The 16,199-nt window shown below is 40.3% G+C and carries 13 protein-coding genes and 1 riboswitch; of the genes, 12 read left to right on the top strand and 1 reads right to left on the bottom strand.

Features of this window, described 5'->3' with window-relative positions; genetic code table 11:
- Complete coding sequence (cobA, locus tag LPB68_RS09225; protein ID WP_068661481.1) at positions 1 to 765, top strand: uroporphyrinogen-III C-methyltransferase; 765 nt, start codon at positions 1 to 3, stop codon at positions 763 to 765.
- 82 nt (positions 766 to 847) lie between these two features.
- Here cobA and LPB68_RS09220 read toward each other — a convergent pair whose 3' ends face one another.
- The gene (locus tag LPB68_RS09220) at positions 848 to 1,456 is read right to left on the bottom strand and encodes a DedA family protein (protein WP_068661455.1); all 609 of its coding nucleotides are present in this window, start codon (positions 1,454 to 1,456) and stop codon (positions 848 to 850) included.
- A 243-nt stretch (positions 1,457 to 1,699) separates the two neighbouring features.
- Here LPB68_RS09220 and LPB68_RS09215 point away from each other — a divergent pair, with 243 nt between their 5' ends.
- The 11 genes from LPB68_RS09215 (at position 1,700) to LPB68_RS09165 (ending at position 15,977) form a co-directional block, all read left to right on the top strand.
- Positions 1,700 to 3,652: an ATP-dependent DNA helicase gene (locus LPB68_RS09215; RefSeq protein ID WP_068661454.1), complete on the top strand. Its 1,953-nt coding sequence runs from the start codon at positions 1,700 to 1,702 to the stop codon at positions 3,650 to 3,652.
- Between the two features lie 162 nt (positions 3,653 to 3,814).
- The gene (locus LPB68_RS09210) at positions 3,815 to 6,094 is read left to right on the top strand and encodes a PAS domain S-box protein (RefSeq protein ID WP_162274311.1); all 2,280 of its coding nucleotides are present in this window, start codon (positions 3,815 to 3,817) and stop codon (positions 6,092 to 6,094) included.
- A gap of 29 nt (positions 6,095 to 6,123) precedes the next feature.
- The gene (locus LPB68_RS09205) at positions 6,124 to 6,894 is read left to right on the top strand and encodes an HAD family hydrolase (RefSeq protein ID WP_068661452.1); all 771 of its coding nucleotides are present in this window, start codon (positions 6,124 to 6,126) and stop codon (positions 6,892 to 6,894) included.
- 374 nt (positions 6,895 to 7,268) lie between these two features.
- The gene (locus LPB68_RS09200; RefSeq protein WP_068661451.1) at positions 7,269 to 8,762 is read left to right on the top strand and encodes an alpha-N-arabinofuranosidase; all 1,494 of its coding nucleotides are present in this window, start codon (positions 7,269 to 7,271) and stop codon (positions 8,760 to 8,762) included.
- On the top strand, positions 8,759 to 9,034 hold the full coding sequence (locus LPB68_RS09195; protein WP_068661450.1) for a DUF6171 family protein: 276 nt from the start codon (positions 8,759 to 8,761) through the stop codon (positions 9,032 to 9,034). The genes LPB68_RS09200 and LPB68_RS09195 overlap by 4 nt, the downstream gene beginning before the upstream one ends.
- Before the next feature lie 220 nt (positions 9,035 to 9,254).
- A riboswitch (cobalamin riboswitch) is annotated at positions 9,255 to 9,442 on the top strand.
- Positions 9,443 to 9,846: 404 nt separating this feature from the next.
- A complete protein-coding gene (gene metE, locus LPB68_RS09190) occupies positions 9,847 to 12,135 on the top strand; it encodes a 5-methyltetrahydropteroyltriglutamate--homocysteine S-methyltransferase (RefSeq protein ID WP_068661449.1) in 2,289 nt (762 codons plus the stop codon).
- A gap of 348 nt (positions 12,136 to 12,483) precedes the next feature.
- Positions 12,484 to 13,326, top strand: a complete 843-nt coding sequence (locus LPB68_RS09185) for an SPFH domain-containing protein (RefSeq protein WP_068661448.1) — start codon at positions 12,484 to 12,486, stop codon at positions 13,324 to 13,326.
- A gap of 1 nt (position 13,327) precedes the next feature.
- Positions 13,328 to 13,507: a type II toxin-antitoxin system antitoxin gene (locus LPB68_RS09180; RefSeq protein ID WP_068661447.1), complete on the top strand. Its 180-nt coding sequence runs from the start codon at positions 13,328 to 13,330 to the stop codon at positions 13,505 to 13,507.
- A gap of 215 nt (positions 13,508 to 13,722) precedes the next feature.
- Positions 13,723 to 14,571 (top strand): VanW family protein, encoded by an 849-nt coding sequence (locus LPB68_RS09175; RefSeq protein WP_068661446.1) that lies wholly within the window; start codon positions 13,723 to 13,725, stop codon positions 14,569 to 14,571.
- Position 14,572: 1 nt separating this feature from the next.
- Positions 14,573 to 15,091, top strand: coding sequence for a type 2 periplasmic-binding domain-containing protein (locus LPB68_RS09170; RefSeq protein ID WP_068661445.1), 519 nt, complete (start codon positions 14,573 to 14,575; stop codon positions 15,089 to 15,091).
- 142 nt (positions 15,092 to 15,233) lie between these two features.
- On the top strand, positions 15,234 to 15,977 hold the full coding sequence (locus LPB68_RS09165; RefSeq protein ID WP_068661444.1) for a GTP pyrophosphokinase: 744 nt from the start codon (positions 15,234 to 15,236) through the stop codon (positions 15,975 to 15,977).
- Positions 15,978 to 16,199 lie beyond the last annotated feature (222 nt).

Here is a 16,199-nt window from a genome sequence, read left to right as displayed (position 1 = left end):
ATGACAGGTAAGGTGAGCATTGTTGGTGCGGGTCCAGGAGATCCTGAATTGTTAACGGTCAAGGCATTAAGACGGATAGAGTCTGCAGATGTTATTATGTATGATCGTCTAGTCAATAAAGAAATCGTAGGTTTAGCACGCCAAGGGGCCATTCTAGTCTATTGCGGAAAGAAACCAGGAGCGCATACGATGTCTCAGGATGAGATTAATAACACGATGATTACTTACGCTTTAGCAGGGCAACATGTCGTCCGTCTAAAGGGGGGAGATCCTTTCGTCTTCGGACGTGGGGGTGAAGAGGTACTTGAGCTAGGGGCATATGGGATACCTTACGAGATTGTTCCAGGAATTACTTCAGCTATTGGCGCTGCGGCTTCTGCGGCGATCCCATTGACACATCGTGGCTATGCAGCGTCTTTCGCCTGTGTGACAGGAAGTCGATGTCACGGGGATCAATCACCTGTGAGATGGGATCTACTCGCGCATAGTGTGGATACATTAGTGGTATATATGGGAGTTAGCGAATTGAATTCGATTTGTATGGAATTGATCCACCATGGCAAGAATCCGATGACACCTGTTGCCCTAATTGAAAAGGGTACAACGAAGAATGAACGAACATTCGTGGGTACGTTAGCCGATATACACAAACTTGCAAAAGCAGCTGAATTAACGAATCCAGCATTAATTATTATTGGAGAAGTTGTCAGGGTTCGAGAACAATTACTTGCAGTGGAGAGAAAGGCAATTTCACTTATCGGTTAGTTCGGAATTAGGGATATTGATTAGGGGAAATTAAAAGAGGTTAGCCACAAGTGTTCAATGTGGCTAACCTCTTTTGAATGAATCACGCTTTTTTTCTACTACGAATCCAGAAGAAGAGTGCAGCGACAATAACCAAAGCGATGATTGCATAAGCAATGTTAGAGTATACATCCATAAATTCGACGATGTTCTCCCAATTATCTCCGACAGCGGCACCCACTGAGACAAGAATGATATTCCAGATTAAAGTACCAAACAGGGTATATAGCAAGAAAAGTCCAAATTTCATTTTTGCCATACCTGCAGGGATGGAGATAAGACTACGAATCAAAGGGATCATCCGGCAAAAGAACACGGTCCAATAACCATAACGTTCAAACCAGGCATCTGCCTTTCGAATGTCTTCTTTCTTCACGCGTAAGTACCGTCCCCAACGATCGATGATAAGCTCTAGTCTGTCGACATTGATCAGATAGCCCAATCCATATAAAATGATAGCACCAATTACAGATCCTAGCGTTGCCATCACAATGACTCCGGTGGCTGTTAAATTCGTATAAGTGGTCATAAATCCACCAAAAGTAAGAATGACCTCTGATGGTATCGGCGGAAATATATTTTCTAATGCGATAAGTAGGAAAATACCCCAATACCCAAATTGCTCCATAAAACTTGTAATCCAGTTTTCCACTCTTCATATCCTCCAAATAAATTAATAACAACAATAAGTTGTACTCTATTTCTCTAGTATAGTAGCTTGTTGCAAATAGTATAACTGAAATATCTATTCACATACAACAATTGAACCTTAAAAGATGATATATAAGAGGAAAAGGAATTGTATTTACCCTAATATTATGACATAATGAAATGTTAGCGCATGTAGTGTATTTGGAATTTCTAATGAATTAAATTGATGGGGGTAAAATATATAGTGGAGCGTTATCCTTTTGTACATGATCCTTCTAAGCCTTTTATTCAACAAGTGGGCGATTGGGTGGCAGATGTATTCTATGAACTATTACCAGCAGCTGGATTTGAAGTTCGTGACGAACAGATCTATATGGCGTTTCAATTGGAACGAGCTTTTATGGAGAAGAAGGCAATCTTTGCAGAAGCGGGAGTAGGTACAGGTAAGACATTGGTTTATTTGTTATATGCGATATGTTATGCCAGATATACAAGGAAGCCAGCTATTATCGCTTGTGCGGACGAGTCGTTGATTGAACAGTTAGTGAAGCCTGAAGGTGATGTTGCCAAATTGGCTCAGCATCTAAGCTTGGCTATTGATGCGCGTTTAGGGAAATCTCCAGACCAGTATCTCTGTCTAGTGAAGTTAGACGAAGCTAGATTTAAGGATGAGCAAGGAGGAGCGCAATGGGAGGATTTATACGAGAATTTACCTGAATTTGTGAATAACCCTCAGCCGATGCAGAAGTTCTATGCTTATGGAGATCGGAAGGACTATCCACATTTGAATGATGAGCAATGGCGTAAGATTAACTGGGATACCTTCCAAGATTGCTTTACTTGTGATAGAAGACATCGGTGTGGACAAACGCTATCTAGAGAATATTACCGTCATTCGTCCGATCTAGTCATCTGCTCTCATGATTATTATATGGAGCATGTGTGGACATTCGAGGGCAGAAAACGCGAAGGGCAACTGCCTCTTTTACCAGATCACTGTGCTGTCGTATTTGATGAAGGGCATTTATTGGAATCGGCTGCGATGAAGGCTCTTGGATATAAGATGAGACATGTCGTGTTTGAAGAATTAATTACGCGCTTATTACAGGGGGAAATACGTGAGTCGCTCGCTGTGCTTATAGATGAAGCAATTGATCAATCGGAAATCATGTTCCATTTATTAGAACAACATAGTGAAGCTATTCCTGGCTCAGATCGGAAGCAGATTCATTTGAATGAGCAACTGCTGAAGGCGGTTCATCGTTTCCGTAGTATTTTGACAGCGATTGAAGAAGATCTTGTATTTGAAAGTCAGCTTTATAGCTTAGATGATTATCAACTACGAATCGTTGAAGAACATATTGAAATGATGCAGAAGGCATTAAGCCTGTTTGAGAATTCTGAGGCTTTGATCTGTTGGGTAACGGATAGTGAGGATGGGCTTACCTTATCGATTATGCCGAAGGCGGTTAAAGAAGTGTTACAGGAACGAGTATTCAGTACCAATATGCCGATTGTATTCTCATCAGCTACATTATCAGTTGATGGATCATTCCAATATGTTACCGATAGTCTAGGGTTGGAGAATTACTTATCCTTTTCTGTGAATTCGCCATATGATTATCCGAATCAGATGCAGGCTTATGCACCGAATTTAGTACATGGTGGGTCTTTTTCCGAGAAAATGGGGATCGCAGGTCAGCTATTAGAACGAACGGATGGTAGAGCTCTTATCCTGTTTCGAACACATGAAGAATTGCAACAGTTCAAGCAACAAATCACGTCGGACCCTAGATGTGCTAATATGACTTTCTACTATGAGGGTGATCAGGAGATTAGTTATTTGATCTCGGCATTCCAAAGTAATGAAGCGAGTGTTCTATGTGCGATAAGCCTCTGGGAAGGCTTGGATGTACCAGGACCATCATTATCAAATGTAATTATATGGTCACTTCCATTTCCTCCGAATGATCCGGTATTTATGGCGAAGCGTAATGCATCGCTGGATCCTTTTGTAGAAGTCGATTTACCACATATGTTATTACGTCTAAGACAAGGGATAGGACGTCTAATTCGATCACGTGGAGACCATGGGATTATTGCTATTCTCTGTGAGGAATTGCAGCAGAGAGATGCTGTACGCGAAGCTGTTCTATCGGTTATACCAGAAGGTGTTACGCTACAAGAAGCGTTATAATTATAGATTCACTTAACAACCTTAATTCATCAGTAGGATGAATTAAGGTTATTTGGGGTTTGAACCTCTTTTGGGAGCCAAATGATTATGAAATATGTCGCTTTTTACATAAAATATGGTTATTATATGTATGATCCTATAATTATTACTGGGGGAGCTAATATGCATATTAAACAATCAGAGCAAACTACCGTATTCCAGCAAATATTTGAAACTGCTCCAATAGGGATTGCAGTAGTGACACGGGATGGTCATTGGGTTAAGGTTAATTCTAGTTGGTGTGAATGTTTGGGGTATTCGTCGAAAGAGATCATGTTGCTAGATATAAAGAAATTATTATTTGAGAACGATTGGTATTCGATGTTGGAAGCGCTTAATAGCAATCTTTATGAAGGTTCTACATCGCAATCTTTTGAAAGGGAGTATCATCATCATGATGGATCTGTGATCTGGCTCTCCATTCAATTAACTGCGTTGAAGGATACATTTAATGAAGAAATTATATATTATTGTATACATATGATTGATATTTCTGGTAGGAAGGAAACGGAACAACAGATTCTTCAAATGACAGAATCGCAACGCAGTGCCTTAATGGGGTCATGGGAGTGGGATGTAGGGAAGTGTAAGATGACGTTCACACAACAATTTGCGGATATATATCAGTGGACTATGGATGGAGTGAACCAACAGGATTTAGGAGTTCTTGATCTTGTGCAAGACCATGAGAGAGAACGATTCAAGGAGAGTATTGATGAGATATTGCAAGAGGGTAATGATTTAAACTTTGAATTTCATAAGCTATTAGATCATGAGAATCTACAATACCTACATTTACGAGGATTCATAACTAAAGATGAAGAAGGGCGTCCAGTCCGATTGAATGGTACAGTCCAGGATGTTACAGATCGTAAAAAGGTGGAGTTAGAGCTTCAAGAGACGGTCGAACGATATACATCACTTAAGAAATATAATCATGATACTGTTATTTCGCTAGATCTAAATGGCGTAATAATTAATTCTAATGGCAGAGCTGAAGAGCTTACCGGCTATTCTATTAATGAACTAGTAGGACGGAATATATCTAAGCTTATTGGGGATGTTCATTTGGAGAGTGTCCTTTCTTATTCATTGAGTAATGTAACAAGAGAGAATAAAAATGCTAATATTGTACATAAGCTAGGACATCGTGTAGATGTGATAGCGACAATTGTGCCAATCATTATTAGAGAACTTAACGTGGGGTTCTATATCCTAATCAAAGATATGACGGAACATAAAAGGTTACTCATCGAAAAAGAAACAGCGGAGAGTATGAGTAAAGCTAAAGATCAATTTGTGACCATGATGAGTCATGAGATTCGCACACCTATCACTGGGTTGATTGGTATGGGAGAGTTATTATTAGAGACGACACAATTAGATGCACAACAGAGGGAATATGTGGAGATTATGCGTAAAAGTAGTGATAGTCTAATAAATATTATTAATGATATTCTAGACTTCTCCAAAATTGAATCTGGTAAAATTGAATTGCAGGACGTGCATCTAGATGTGAGAGAATGTGTTACAGACACACTAAACATACTATCGACAATCGCTGAAAAAAAGAAGATTGGCATGAGTGCATTTATTAACCCAAACGTACCGTACGTATGCATGGGTGATCCAGAACGATTGAAGCAGGTGCTAATTAATCTGATCGGAAATGCTGTGAAGTTTACATTCTCAGGTGAAATTTCGATTAGCGTTGAGCTAACTCCTCGGACTGATCATAATATGGATCTGAAATTTCTAATTAAGGATACGGGAATAGGTATCCCGCAGGAAAAGGTCAAGAATTTGTTTGAACCATTTAACCAAGTTGATCATATTCTGACACGGACACATGAAGGAACAGGGTTAGGTCTAACAATAAGTAAAAGATTAGTAGAATTAATGGGTGGAGAGCTTAAATTAGAAGAGAGTAATGAGAAAGGAACTACCTTTGTTTTCACGATTCACCTAAAAAAAACTCTTAATACTACGGAGATAACGGAACCTAAATTTCCTAATGATGAAACTCCAAAGGGGATCAACTCTATTCATATTCTAATTGCAGAAGATAATGAGATTAATCAACTTGTATTAAAGATAATGCTTGAAAAGCAAGGATATACAACCAACATCGTAAGTAACGGGCATGAAGTGATTCAAGCGTTGGCCGATGAACATTATGACATTATATTCATGGATATACAGATGCCTGGAATGAATGGATTTGAAGTTACGGCATGGATCAAAGAAACGATACCTTCTAACCTATGTCCGATTATTATAGCCGTCACGGCGAATGCTTTGAAGGGTGACCGTGAGAAATGTTTGGCTGCTGGAATGGATAATTATTTAAGCAAGCCCATCAAATTAACTGCTTTAAAAGAAGTGATTGAGAGATACTACTAGTTATTAGAATTGTTAGGAGGTGTCCTCATATGCCTATACTGACTGTGCAGGGAGAAGGGTATGAGGTGGATGCCATTCTTTTTGATAAAGATGGTACTCTGCTTGAATTTATGTCCTTATGGGGATATTGGGCTGAGTCAATGACTGTTCAAATGATGGTTACGATTCAGAGTCTTGGTGTAGTCACTAAAGAGGGGTTCGCGTCAAAGCTACTAGGATTAGAATTTGATGTAACAGGAAGAGCGATCTCCTATGATGTGCAGGGCCCACTCTCAATGGGAACAGTCTCAGAAATTGAAGGTGCGCTTGCTTGGCAACTCTATCATGCTGGGCTATCGTGGAATAAATCGATTCAGCTTGTCCGCCAATTTAGTGTTGTTGCTAGTGAAGAGTTGGAGCGTGAACACCCTGTTCTTGCCCTCCCAGGCTTGCAAGCGTTTCTTGGACAATGTGAGGATATCCAACTACCGTTAGCTGTCGTGACTGCGGATTATGCAGCAGAAGCGCGCAAGCATCTAACTTGGATGGGTTTGGAAGGACATTTCAAACATATCATTGGTAGTGATATGGTAATCCAAGGTAAGCCGGCCCCTGATATGCTTCAGTTAGCTTGTGCTCGACTCAACGTATCTCCGGAGAGGGTAGCGATGGTTGGTGATACCGTGGGAGACATGCAAGCCGCTAAAGCGGCGGGCGTAGGACTGAGGATCGGTATAGGATCGGGATCGTCCATACCTTTACAGTATGCGGATATAATGATCACTTCTTATGATGATTTGACAGTGATCGCAAATGGATAGATGTAGAGGGTTGAGATAGAGTATTCATAATCATACGAAGGAGATGTCCGTAGGCCGTATTTAACGGATTATGGTACATCTCCTTTTTATTATAGTTCAGCTTTACACTATATACTGACAACTATTTCATTTATAGTATTTTCGGAACTATGATCTTGAATGGATAGATATTTATATAAGACGGAGAAACTACCGCTCCAAATTGAAATAGTATATTTACTACAAAAAATAGTTTAATATTAGTTTAACGTAATTTTAGTAAGCGCTTTATATAATGGTTGACACTACTAGAGGGGAGTATTAAACTAAAACCATGAGTAATATCAATATTAAAATATAATATAAATATTAATTATCGAAAGTGAGGGTACACAATGGCAAATCAAGTTACGATTCATGTAGATCAATCAGCGGGGACGATTAACCGTAATATTTATGGTCATTTCTCCGAACATTTGGGACGCTGTATTTACGAAGGATTCTGGGTGGGAGAGGATTCGCCTATACCTAATACCGCTGGGATTCGTAATGATGTAGTTGAGGCACTCCGAAAAATTAAAATCCCTGTATTGCGTTGGCCGGGTGGATGCTTTGCGGATGAATATCATTGGAAAGATGGCATAGGACCTAATGAGAACCGCAAACAAATGGTGAATACGCATTGGGGCGGTGTTGTTGAGAATAACCATTTCGGGACACATGAGTTCATGTTGTTATGTGAGATGTTAGAATGCGAGCCTTACATATCTGGGAATGTTGGTAGTGGTACTGTTCAGGAAATGTCCGAATGGGTAGAGTATATGACATTCGATGGTGTATCTCCGATGGCGGAATTGCGAGGTCAGAATGGTCACGAGAAGCCATGGAAAATTAAATATTTCGGAGTGGGGAATGAGAACTGGGGTTGTGGTGGTAATATGCGCCCTGAGTATTATGCTGACCTATACCGTCAATTTCAAACTTATGTCCGTAATTATGGGGACAATAAGATTCATAAAATAGCATGCGGTCCGAATGTGGATGACTATAACTGGATGGAAGTCCTTATGGCGAATGCGCATCGTCACATGGATGCTATCAGTCTGCATTACTATACCATCCCAGGTGAATTCTGGACAGAGAAGGGTGCAGCTACAGGATTCTCCGAATCCGATTGGTTCGGCACATTAAAGAAAGCGTTATGGATGGATGAGCTGATTACCAAGCATTCGACGATCATGGATCGCCATGATCCTGAGAAGCGCGTGGGTCTTATCGTAGACGAATGGGGAACATGGTTCGATGTTGAACCAGGAACGAATCCAGGTTTCTTGTATCAACAGAATACGATTCGTGATGCTCTGGTGGCTGGGTTGACCTTCCACATATTCCATGATCACTGTGATCGTGTAGAAATGGCGAACATTGCTCAAGTTGTAAATGTACTGCAATCGGTTATTTTGACAGAGGGTGAGAAGATGATTCTTACACCTACGTACCATGTATTCGATATGTTCAAGGTACATCAAGATGCAGAACTTCTATATAACCATACTGTGACTGCTGATTATGAATTAGATGGCAACAAGATACCTCAAGTATCCGTATCTGCTTCCAAAGACAAGAACGGGATTATCCACATCAGTTTGTGTAACGTCAGTCATAAAGATGAAGCGGACTTGAAGATCGACCTTCGTGGTTTAACGGGAAGTCAGGTGAAGATCAGTGGGACGGAATTGAAGGCGACAACTATGGACGCGCATAATACGTTTGAGCAACCTGAGAATGTAGCGCCATCTGAGTTCACTGCATTTAAGCTTAATGGAACAGATATTGATGTGAAGCTTGCTCCTATGTCAGTAACGGTGCTAGAACTAATTGCGGAATGATTGAACAAGAAACTACCTGTAAGGGTTGTCGAGAGGAATACAAAGTTACAGATCAACAAATAACTCGTGTGCTCGCCACGATGAAAATAACGCCTGAGCAAAGTGCTAGCGATGCTGTATATGCAGAACGATTACAGATCTGTAGTGGTTGTACTAAGTTGATGAACAATCACACTTGTACGTTATGCGGCTGTATTGTACCGATCACAGCGAAATTTAAGGATAAGAAATGCCCTTTTCCAGGTGAGGATCGCTGGGCGAGTAATCAATAGCTTATTTTCAAACCGCTTATATTTTTAGCAAGATGATGAGTAATGATCTTAGTCTCATTAATATCTTAACGAAACGAAGTCGGGCGAGAGCTCGGCTTTGTTGTGCTGTTATTAAAGAGAATAACGCTTCAAATTATGATAGAATAAGTATTCAATCAAATGAATGTATTGCATAAATATACAATATAATGTAATATGTATGCATGTGAGGTAATAATAATTCAATAATGTGGAAATAGGTGCTCTAGAATAACTTGAGCTTAAAAGGGAAGTTCGGTGTAATACCGACGCGGTCCCGCCACTGTAACAGAGGAGTCGCTGCTAAAAACCACTGATCTCAGATCGGGAAGGAGAGCAGATGGATGACGATTCTGGAGCCAGGAGACCTGCCTATTTTGACAACACTGCTTTACCTACGGGAGATAGGGAGGTGTTAAAGATTCCAGCCAAGATAGATATATTCTAGGGCATCTTTATCCTTTTTATTTAGGGTGAAGATGTCCTTTTTTGCCCCTTTTTGCTCTATTAGAAAGTATATTTTAGAGTCGGCACTCATATGGGGAATCCTCGAATCAAATCGAAGAGAAAGTGTTGAATAGATGTATAAACTACACTTAATCAGAAGAAATGCGGGTTATGAGGGGAATAGTTGCAAAATATACAGTTAATTTGTGAGTAATACTTTATGCAACTATTGGTGTTGATGTTGGTGTTTCACTTGAAATAAAGGATTAATAACCATGCTTTACTAGGCTTGGATAGCGATTATATGAGAACGACTAGAAAGAAATATGAGGAGGCGTTATCTACAGATGTTAAAGAGTAGCAATCTAGGTTACCCACGAATTGGTGCTAACCGTGAGTGGAAGAAGGCACTGGAGGCTTACTGGGCAGGTAAATGTGATGAAGCACAGCTGATAGGACAATTAGAGCGTATTCGGTTAGATCATTTGAAGCTTCAGCAAGACAAAGGAATTGAACTTATCCCTGTAAATGATTTCTCCTATTACGATCATATTTTGGATGCAACGGCGATGTTTGGACTTGTACCACCACGGTTTCAATATGCAGGTGGTGTTGTTCCACTCTCTACGTATTATGCGATGGCAAGAGGGGATAAGGGAGCAACGGCATGTGAGATGACCAAGTGGTTCAATACCAATTATCACTATATTGTGCCTGAGTTGAATGGTGCTAAACCAACGCTAACCGAGAATCGCCCGCTGAAAGCCTATCAAGAAGCGAAAGAGAAGTTGGGAATTGAAGGGAAACCAGTATTGATTGGATTGTATTCGTATTTGAAACTTTCTAAGGGGTATGAACTGAATCAACTTGATGAACTCATAGAACAATTCTTACCGATCTACACACAAATTGTACAGGAGTTGGCGCAAGAAGGTGTCCAGTGGATCCAGATTGATGAGCCTATTCTCGTTACATCGATCACACAAGAAGACTTATTAAGGATTCGTCGAATTTATTCTACTCTACATGAAGCAGCACCAAGTCTCAATATTATGTTGCAAACGTATTTTGAAGCAGTGGATTTCTATGAAGAGATTGTCTCATTACCCGTGCAGGGAATTGGACTTGACCTTATTCATGGGCTTGGTCAGAATCTGGAGTCGATTAAATCATTTGGTTTCCCTGATGGGAAAATACTTGGTGCAGGCCTGATTGATGGACGGAATATTTGGCGTTCTAGTCTTGAGGCTCCACTCCAATTGCTACAAGAGATATCTGATTATGTTCCATATGAGCGAATCTTGGTTCAACCGTCTTGCAGTCTGCTGCATGTTCCAGTTAGCACTAGACCAGAAACGGCATTGGATCCTGTATTGAAGAATGCCTTGGCTTATGCAGACGAGAAGCTAGACGAAATTATACTTCTCGTACAGGCGGGTAATGATGGACAAGAATCGGTACAAGCAAAGTTAGATGACAGTAGGAAGGCAGTTGAACTATTAAACGCGTCTTCATCAAGAAATAAAGAGCATGTTAGACAAGCGGCTGCTAATATTGATTTGCAACCAGCAAGCAGAGAGAATGTGTTCGTCAAACGTCAAATTAGCCAGCAGGAGAAGTGGCAATTGCCGTTCTTACCAACAACGACGATTGGGAGTTTCCCACAATCACCAGAAGTTAGAAAAGCTCGTCAAAGCTTCCGAAAGGGAGATTGGAGCAATGAGCAATATGAGGAGTTCATTCAAGCGCAGATTCAAATATGGATTAAGCTCCAAGAAGAGATTGGGATCGACGTATTGGTTCATGGTGAGTTTGAACGAACGGATATGGTTGAATTTTTTGGTGAGAAATTGAATGGATTTGCTTTTACGTTGAATGGTTGGGTGCAATCTTATGGCTCACGTTGCGTGAAACCTCCGGTTATATTTGGAGATGTAGAATTTACGACTCCAATGACCGTGAAAGAAAGTGTGTACGCGCAATCCCTAACAGATAGACCGGTGAAGGGAATGCTTACTGGTCCATTGACGATACTGAACTGGTCCTTTGTACGCGATGATCTTCCTCGTAGCGAGGTAGCTTTTCAGATTGCATTGGCATTACGAGAAGAAGTGGAGGCGCTCGAGAAAGCGGGAATTGAGATGATTCAAGTTGATGAGCCTGCACTTCGAGAGGGGCTACCGTTAAAGAAGGAGAAGTGGGATCGTTATCTTGAGGACTCCATTCTAGCTTTCCGCTTATCTACCTCAACTGTAAAAGACACGACGCAAATTCACACACATATGTGCTATTGTGAATTCCATGAAATGATTGATGCTATCACAGCGTTGGATGCTGACGTTATTTCTATCGAAACATCACGTAGTCACGGAGAATTGATTCATACATTTGAAGAATCTACGTATGAGCTTGGTATTGGGCTGGGTGTGTACGATATTCATAGTCCAAGAATTCCTCCAGTCGAAGAAATGGTATCTATGATCGATAGAGCCTTACAAGTGCTAGATCCAGCATTATTCTGGATAAATCCAGATTGCGGATTGAAGACACGTGGCATAGAAGAGACCGTAGCATCCTTGAGAAATATGGTACAGGCGACTGAGATCGCTAGAGCAGCAAGAAGTGTGGCGAAATAATATACTTATAGAGCTAAACTCTATTTGAAAATATAAGAAAGTATAAGTTTCACTTGAATCAATTTCATAATCGCCGATGCACCTGAATCGGGTTGCGTAATTATGAAATTGATTCTTCATACTTTATACCCTTATATTTCGGCAGAGACGGATACCCTAAAGTGATACGAAGTATCGCTAACATCGGAAGGATAAACTCCTTCAAAAGGACGGCGTAGCCGTTTCAGCTTGCTAAATGGACTTCCCTGTGAGATGGGAAGTTCATTTTTTTAATATGTATTGCTAAAATAAACCAAAAGTGATATCATAATAATATCTTAAAGATATCTATCGTGGAGGAGATTATGTATGAAAGAATTGAAGGTTTGGACAATTAATGGGTTTGTAGGTTTGTTGATTATGCTGTGTCTGATTGGTGTTGCAACCTATAGTTTATTAAGTGGTTGGATTGCAGTAGGTGTAGTATCGATTCTGGTTGCCGTTACCATCATTGCGTCATTTACGGTGGTACAGCCTAATCAGGCTTTAGCGCTAACATTCTTTGGTAAATATATGGGCTCCATTCGAAAAAGTGGGTTCTGGGTGACGGTACCTTTTTCAATTCAAAAGAAGGTATCCCTACGTGTACGCAACTTTAACAGTGCGAAACTCAAAGTAAATGACATTGAAGGGAATCCGGTTGAGATTGCGGCTGTTGTCGTATTCCGTGTAACAGATTCTGCTAAAGCACTATTTGAAGTTGATAATTATGAAATGTTCGTGGAGATTCAGAGTGAAACCGCACTTCGTCATGTAGCGAGTAAATACCCATATGACCGATTTGAGGGTGAAGGTTACTCCCTTCGAGGTAATTCAGAGGAAGTCGCTAATGAGTTAAATATTGAATTGCAGAAGAGATTGGTTGTGGCAGGAGTAGAGGTAATGGAGACAAGACTAACGCATTTAGCTTATGCTACTGAAATCGCGAGTGCTATGTTGCAACGACAACAGGCGTCTGCTATTATTTCAGCTCGTGAGAAGATCGTTGAAGGTGCAGTTACCATGGTACAAATGGCTGTATCACGGATTGAAAGTGAAGGATTCGTACAGTTGGATGAAGAACGTAAGGCAGTCATGATCAATAATTTATTGGTGGCAATTGTCTCGGACCGCTCAGCACAGCCTGTAATAAATACGGGTAGTGTATATTAGCATGGCACCGAAGAAGAACTTTCCCTTGAGACTTGATCCTAAAATATACGCAGCCTTAGAGCGGTGGGCACAAGACGAATTTCGTAGCGTAAACGGACATATAGAGTTCTTGTTACGCGAATCGCTAAAGGAAGCGGGTCGTCTCAACAGAACGAATCAAGGGAATGATCAGGAATCATAAGTTATTTCATAGAAATGAATCAGATCCCATGACAGTGAATAGTGCTGTTATGGGATCTTTCTGTTAACAAGAAGATTACATACAAATTATTAGATATAGAATCAATTTCATATTTGTGTAATTATGAAATTGATTCATAAGTTAAAATATTCTATATTATTACTCGGTGTATATTGCGTGTTGAATGGGAAGCTCAAAAATAAGGAGGAGTTCCGATGAAGCCTAAGCAGAGATCAGCACTTAGACTATATATTGGGAAGCGATATTTCACCTATCGAAGATATCTTAGATGGATTGTTGGACAAGAAAAATATGCTAAGAAGACCTCACTAGATCCATTGGCACATAGGATAAGTTCGCATAACACACCCATGCTAAGAGAATTGAAGAATGTAGATATGTGGATGCAACATAATAAAGTGATTAATTTAAAGATTGCTGTTAAGAAACTGAATGGAGTTATCCTTCAACCTGGAGAGACATTCTCTTATTGGAAGTTAATTGGAAAGCCGACCAAGCGTAAAGGATATCAAGAGGGTATGGTATTGTTCTATGGAAATTTCAAGGCGGGTGTGGGTGGTGGATTATGCCAATGCTCGAATCTTATCTATTGGATAACTATCCACAGTTCTCTAACGATAACGGAGAGACATCGCCATAGTTACGACGTGTTCCCGGATGCTAGACGGACACAACCATTTGGTAGTGGTGCGACCTGTGCATACAACTATTTGGACCTTCAGATCCGTAATGACACTGAGGTTCCCTATCAGCTCTGCCTTCACATGGATGATAAAGATTTAATTGGGGAATGGAGAGCGACAGAGCCCGAATCTTATACATATGAAGTCTATGAACGAGATCATCGAATTGTGCTTGAACCATGGGGAGGTTATACAAGGCATAATATCATTCATCGGAAGAAATATAACGCTCAGCAAGAGTTGGTAGATGATCAGTTTGTGACTGAGAATCATGCGATCATGATGTATCAACCCTTGTTGAAGGAGTCGGAACTGGAAAAAGTGGTAGTGGGAAATGAATATTTTGAAGTAGAGATGTAATATGGTGACTACTACTTGGATCAAAGATGCCGACGGGAATATTGTGAACGGTACTATTCAACCAGAGACGAAAGCTGGACTAGGGGAACTTCAAAGATTATATAAAGAGGGAGTTATTGACCCTGAATTTGGGGTGAAGGACTTCGCCAAAGCGATGGAAGATGTAAATGCCGGTAAATCCGGAATGCTATTCCTTCCGCAGTGGGCTCCTTTTCAAGTGAAAGATATGATTAAAAAAGATGGAAACGTCAATTGGGTACCTTACGCAGTAGTACAGTCTATTGACGATCAACCAGCGAAGACGCAAAATCATCTCACTCTGGGAGGCGTATTCGCAGTACGTAAGGGCTATGAGTATCCGGAAGCCTTAATCAAGCTACTTAACTTCCAGGCAGAGAAAATGTTTGGTGAGTCAGCTGCAACGGAGCGGGCGCAATATCTGAACGGAGATACAGGATTAGGTTTCCAGAATGCAGTTGTCTCAAATCTACCAGCGAATAAAAATGTGAAGGTAAGGTAAGGTAAGGTTAGGTTTCCTTTGGAGAGCTTAATTCGTTTTCTTCAACCCTGAATGTTATACTGGAAATTGGGGATATCCTGCATGATACCACATGTTGATGAGGGTTATTCACGGTAAACCATCAGGGGAAGGAAGAACATTTATGGAACAACATTTTCAAATCGAACAAATCAAAAAATTTAAACATGACATCACATTATTCATGCTTGTCTACAAATTCGCATTGGAAGAAATGGAAACTAAGATTAATATACTCAAAGAAGAATTTCAGTCTTTGCATGATTATAGTCCCATTGAACATATCAATTCTCGGTTGAAATCACCAGAGAGTATTATGAATAAGATGTTTCGCAAGAAATATGATATGAGTTTTACAAGTATACGGGATAATATTAATGATGTTGCAGGGATTCGGATCACTTGCGCGTTCATGTCTGACATATACCGTGTTAGTGAAATGCTTCAGAAACAGAGTGATCTTGTGACGATAGCAGTGAAAGATTACATTAAGAATCCTAAACCCAATGGTTATCGAAGCCTCCATCTGTTGATTGAAGTGCCGGTATTTATGTCAGATCGTGTGGAAAAGGTCTGTGTTGAAGTCCAGATTCGGACCATTGCGATGGATTTTTGGGCAAGTCTAGAGCATAAAATTTTCTATAAATATAATCAATCGGTTCCTGCAAGTCTACTTTTGGAGTTGAAGAGTGCTGCCGAATCTGCGAATGCTTTGGATTTACAGATGGAACGGCTTCATCATGAGATCAAGGAGATTAAGGATGCTCATCCTGAGGATTCCTTAGCAGAGCTTAGTCAGTTCATGAGTAATAATAATCAATTCGTGATTCCCTTGAATTTACAGAGGCTTCTTACTGAAGGATATTAATGATTGAATGAAGAATAAAGGCTTCGCCATCCATGATTGGGAGGGCGAAGCCTTTTTTTAACACTGGTTATAGGCAACCGAAGAACTACTGTTAAATCTTTTTCTGATGAGGTAGTGAACATCATGGGTTTTCTGGATAGGAAATCTCTAAATGTTAACAAAAAGAAGCTTCTTATGATTTCATTGAACTTGTGGGGGGATTCTTTATTTTGCCAATTGTGA

The organism is Paenibacillus crassostreae (assembly GCF_001857945.1).
In the GTDB taxonomy this organism is placed as follows: domain Bacteria; phylum Bacillota; class Bacilli; order Paenibacillales; family Paenibacillaceae; genus Paenibacillus_AQ; species Paenibacillus_AQ crassostreae.
Note: the sequence above shows the minus strand (reverse complement) of the source record. Positions and strands in the feature narration are given on the sequence as shown.

What these genes read in the sequence shown, in the direction of transcription:
- cobA (WP_068661481.1), top strand. Translation starts at nt 1, where the DNA reads ATGACAGGTAAGGTGAGCATTGTTGGTGCGGGTCCAGGAGATCCTGAA.
- LPB68_RS09210 (WP_162274311.1), top strand. Translation starts at nt 3,815, where the DNA reads ATGCATATTAAACAATCAGAGCAAACTACCGTATTCCAGCAAATATTT.
- LPB68_RS09205 (WP_068661452.1), top strand. Translation starts at nt 6,124, where the DNA reads ATGCCTATACTGACTGTGCAGGGAGAAGGGTATGAGGTGGATGCCATT.
- LPB68_RS09200 (WP_068661451.1), top strand. Translation starts at nt 7,269, where the DNA reads ATGGCAAATCAAGTTACGATTCATGTAGATCAATCAGCGGGGACGATT.
- LPB68_RS09195 (WP_068661450.1), top strand. Translation starts at nt 8,759, where the DNA reads ATGATTGAACAAGAAACTACCTGTAAGGGTTGTCGAGAGGAATACAAA.
- metE (WP_068661449.1), top strand. Translation starts at nt 9,847, where the DNA reads ATGTTAAAGAGTAGCAATCTAGGTTACCCACGAATTGGTGCTAACCGT.
- LPB68_RS09185 (WP_068661448.1), top strand. Translation starts at nt 12,484, where the DNA reads ATGAAAGAATTGAAGGTTTGGACAATTAATGGGTTTGTAGGTTTGTTG.
- LPB68_RS09180 (WP_068661447.1), top strand. Translation starts at nt 13,328, where the DNA reads ATGGCACCGAAGAAGAACTTTCCCTTGAGACTTGATCCTAAAATATAC.
- LPB68_RS09175 (WP_068661446.1), top strand. Translation starts at nt 13,723, where the DNA reads ATGAAGCCTAAGCAGAGATCAGCACTTAGACTATATATTGGGAAGCGA.
- LPB68_RS09170 (WP_068661445.1), top strand. Translation starts at nt 14,573, where the DNA reads ATGGTGACTACTACTTGGATCAAAGATGCCGACGGGAATATTGTGAAC.
- LPB68_RS09165 (WP_068661444.1), top strand. Translation starts at nt 15,234, where the DNA reads ATGGAACAACATTTTCAAATCGAACAAATCAAAAAATTTAAACATGAC.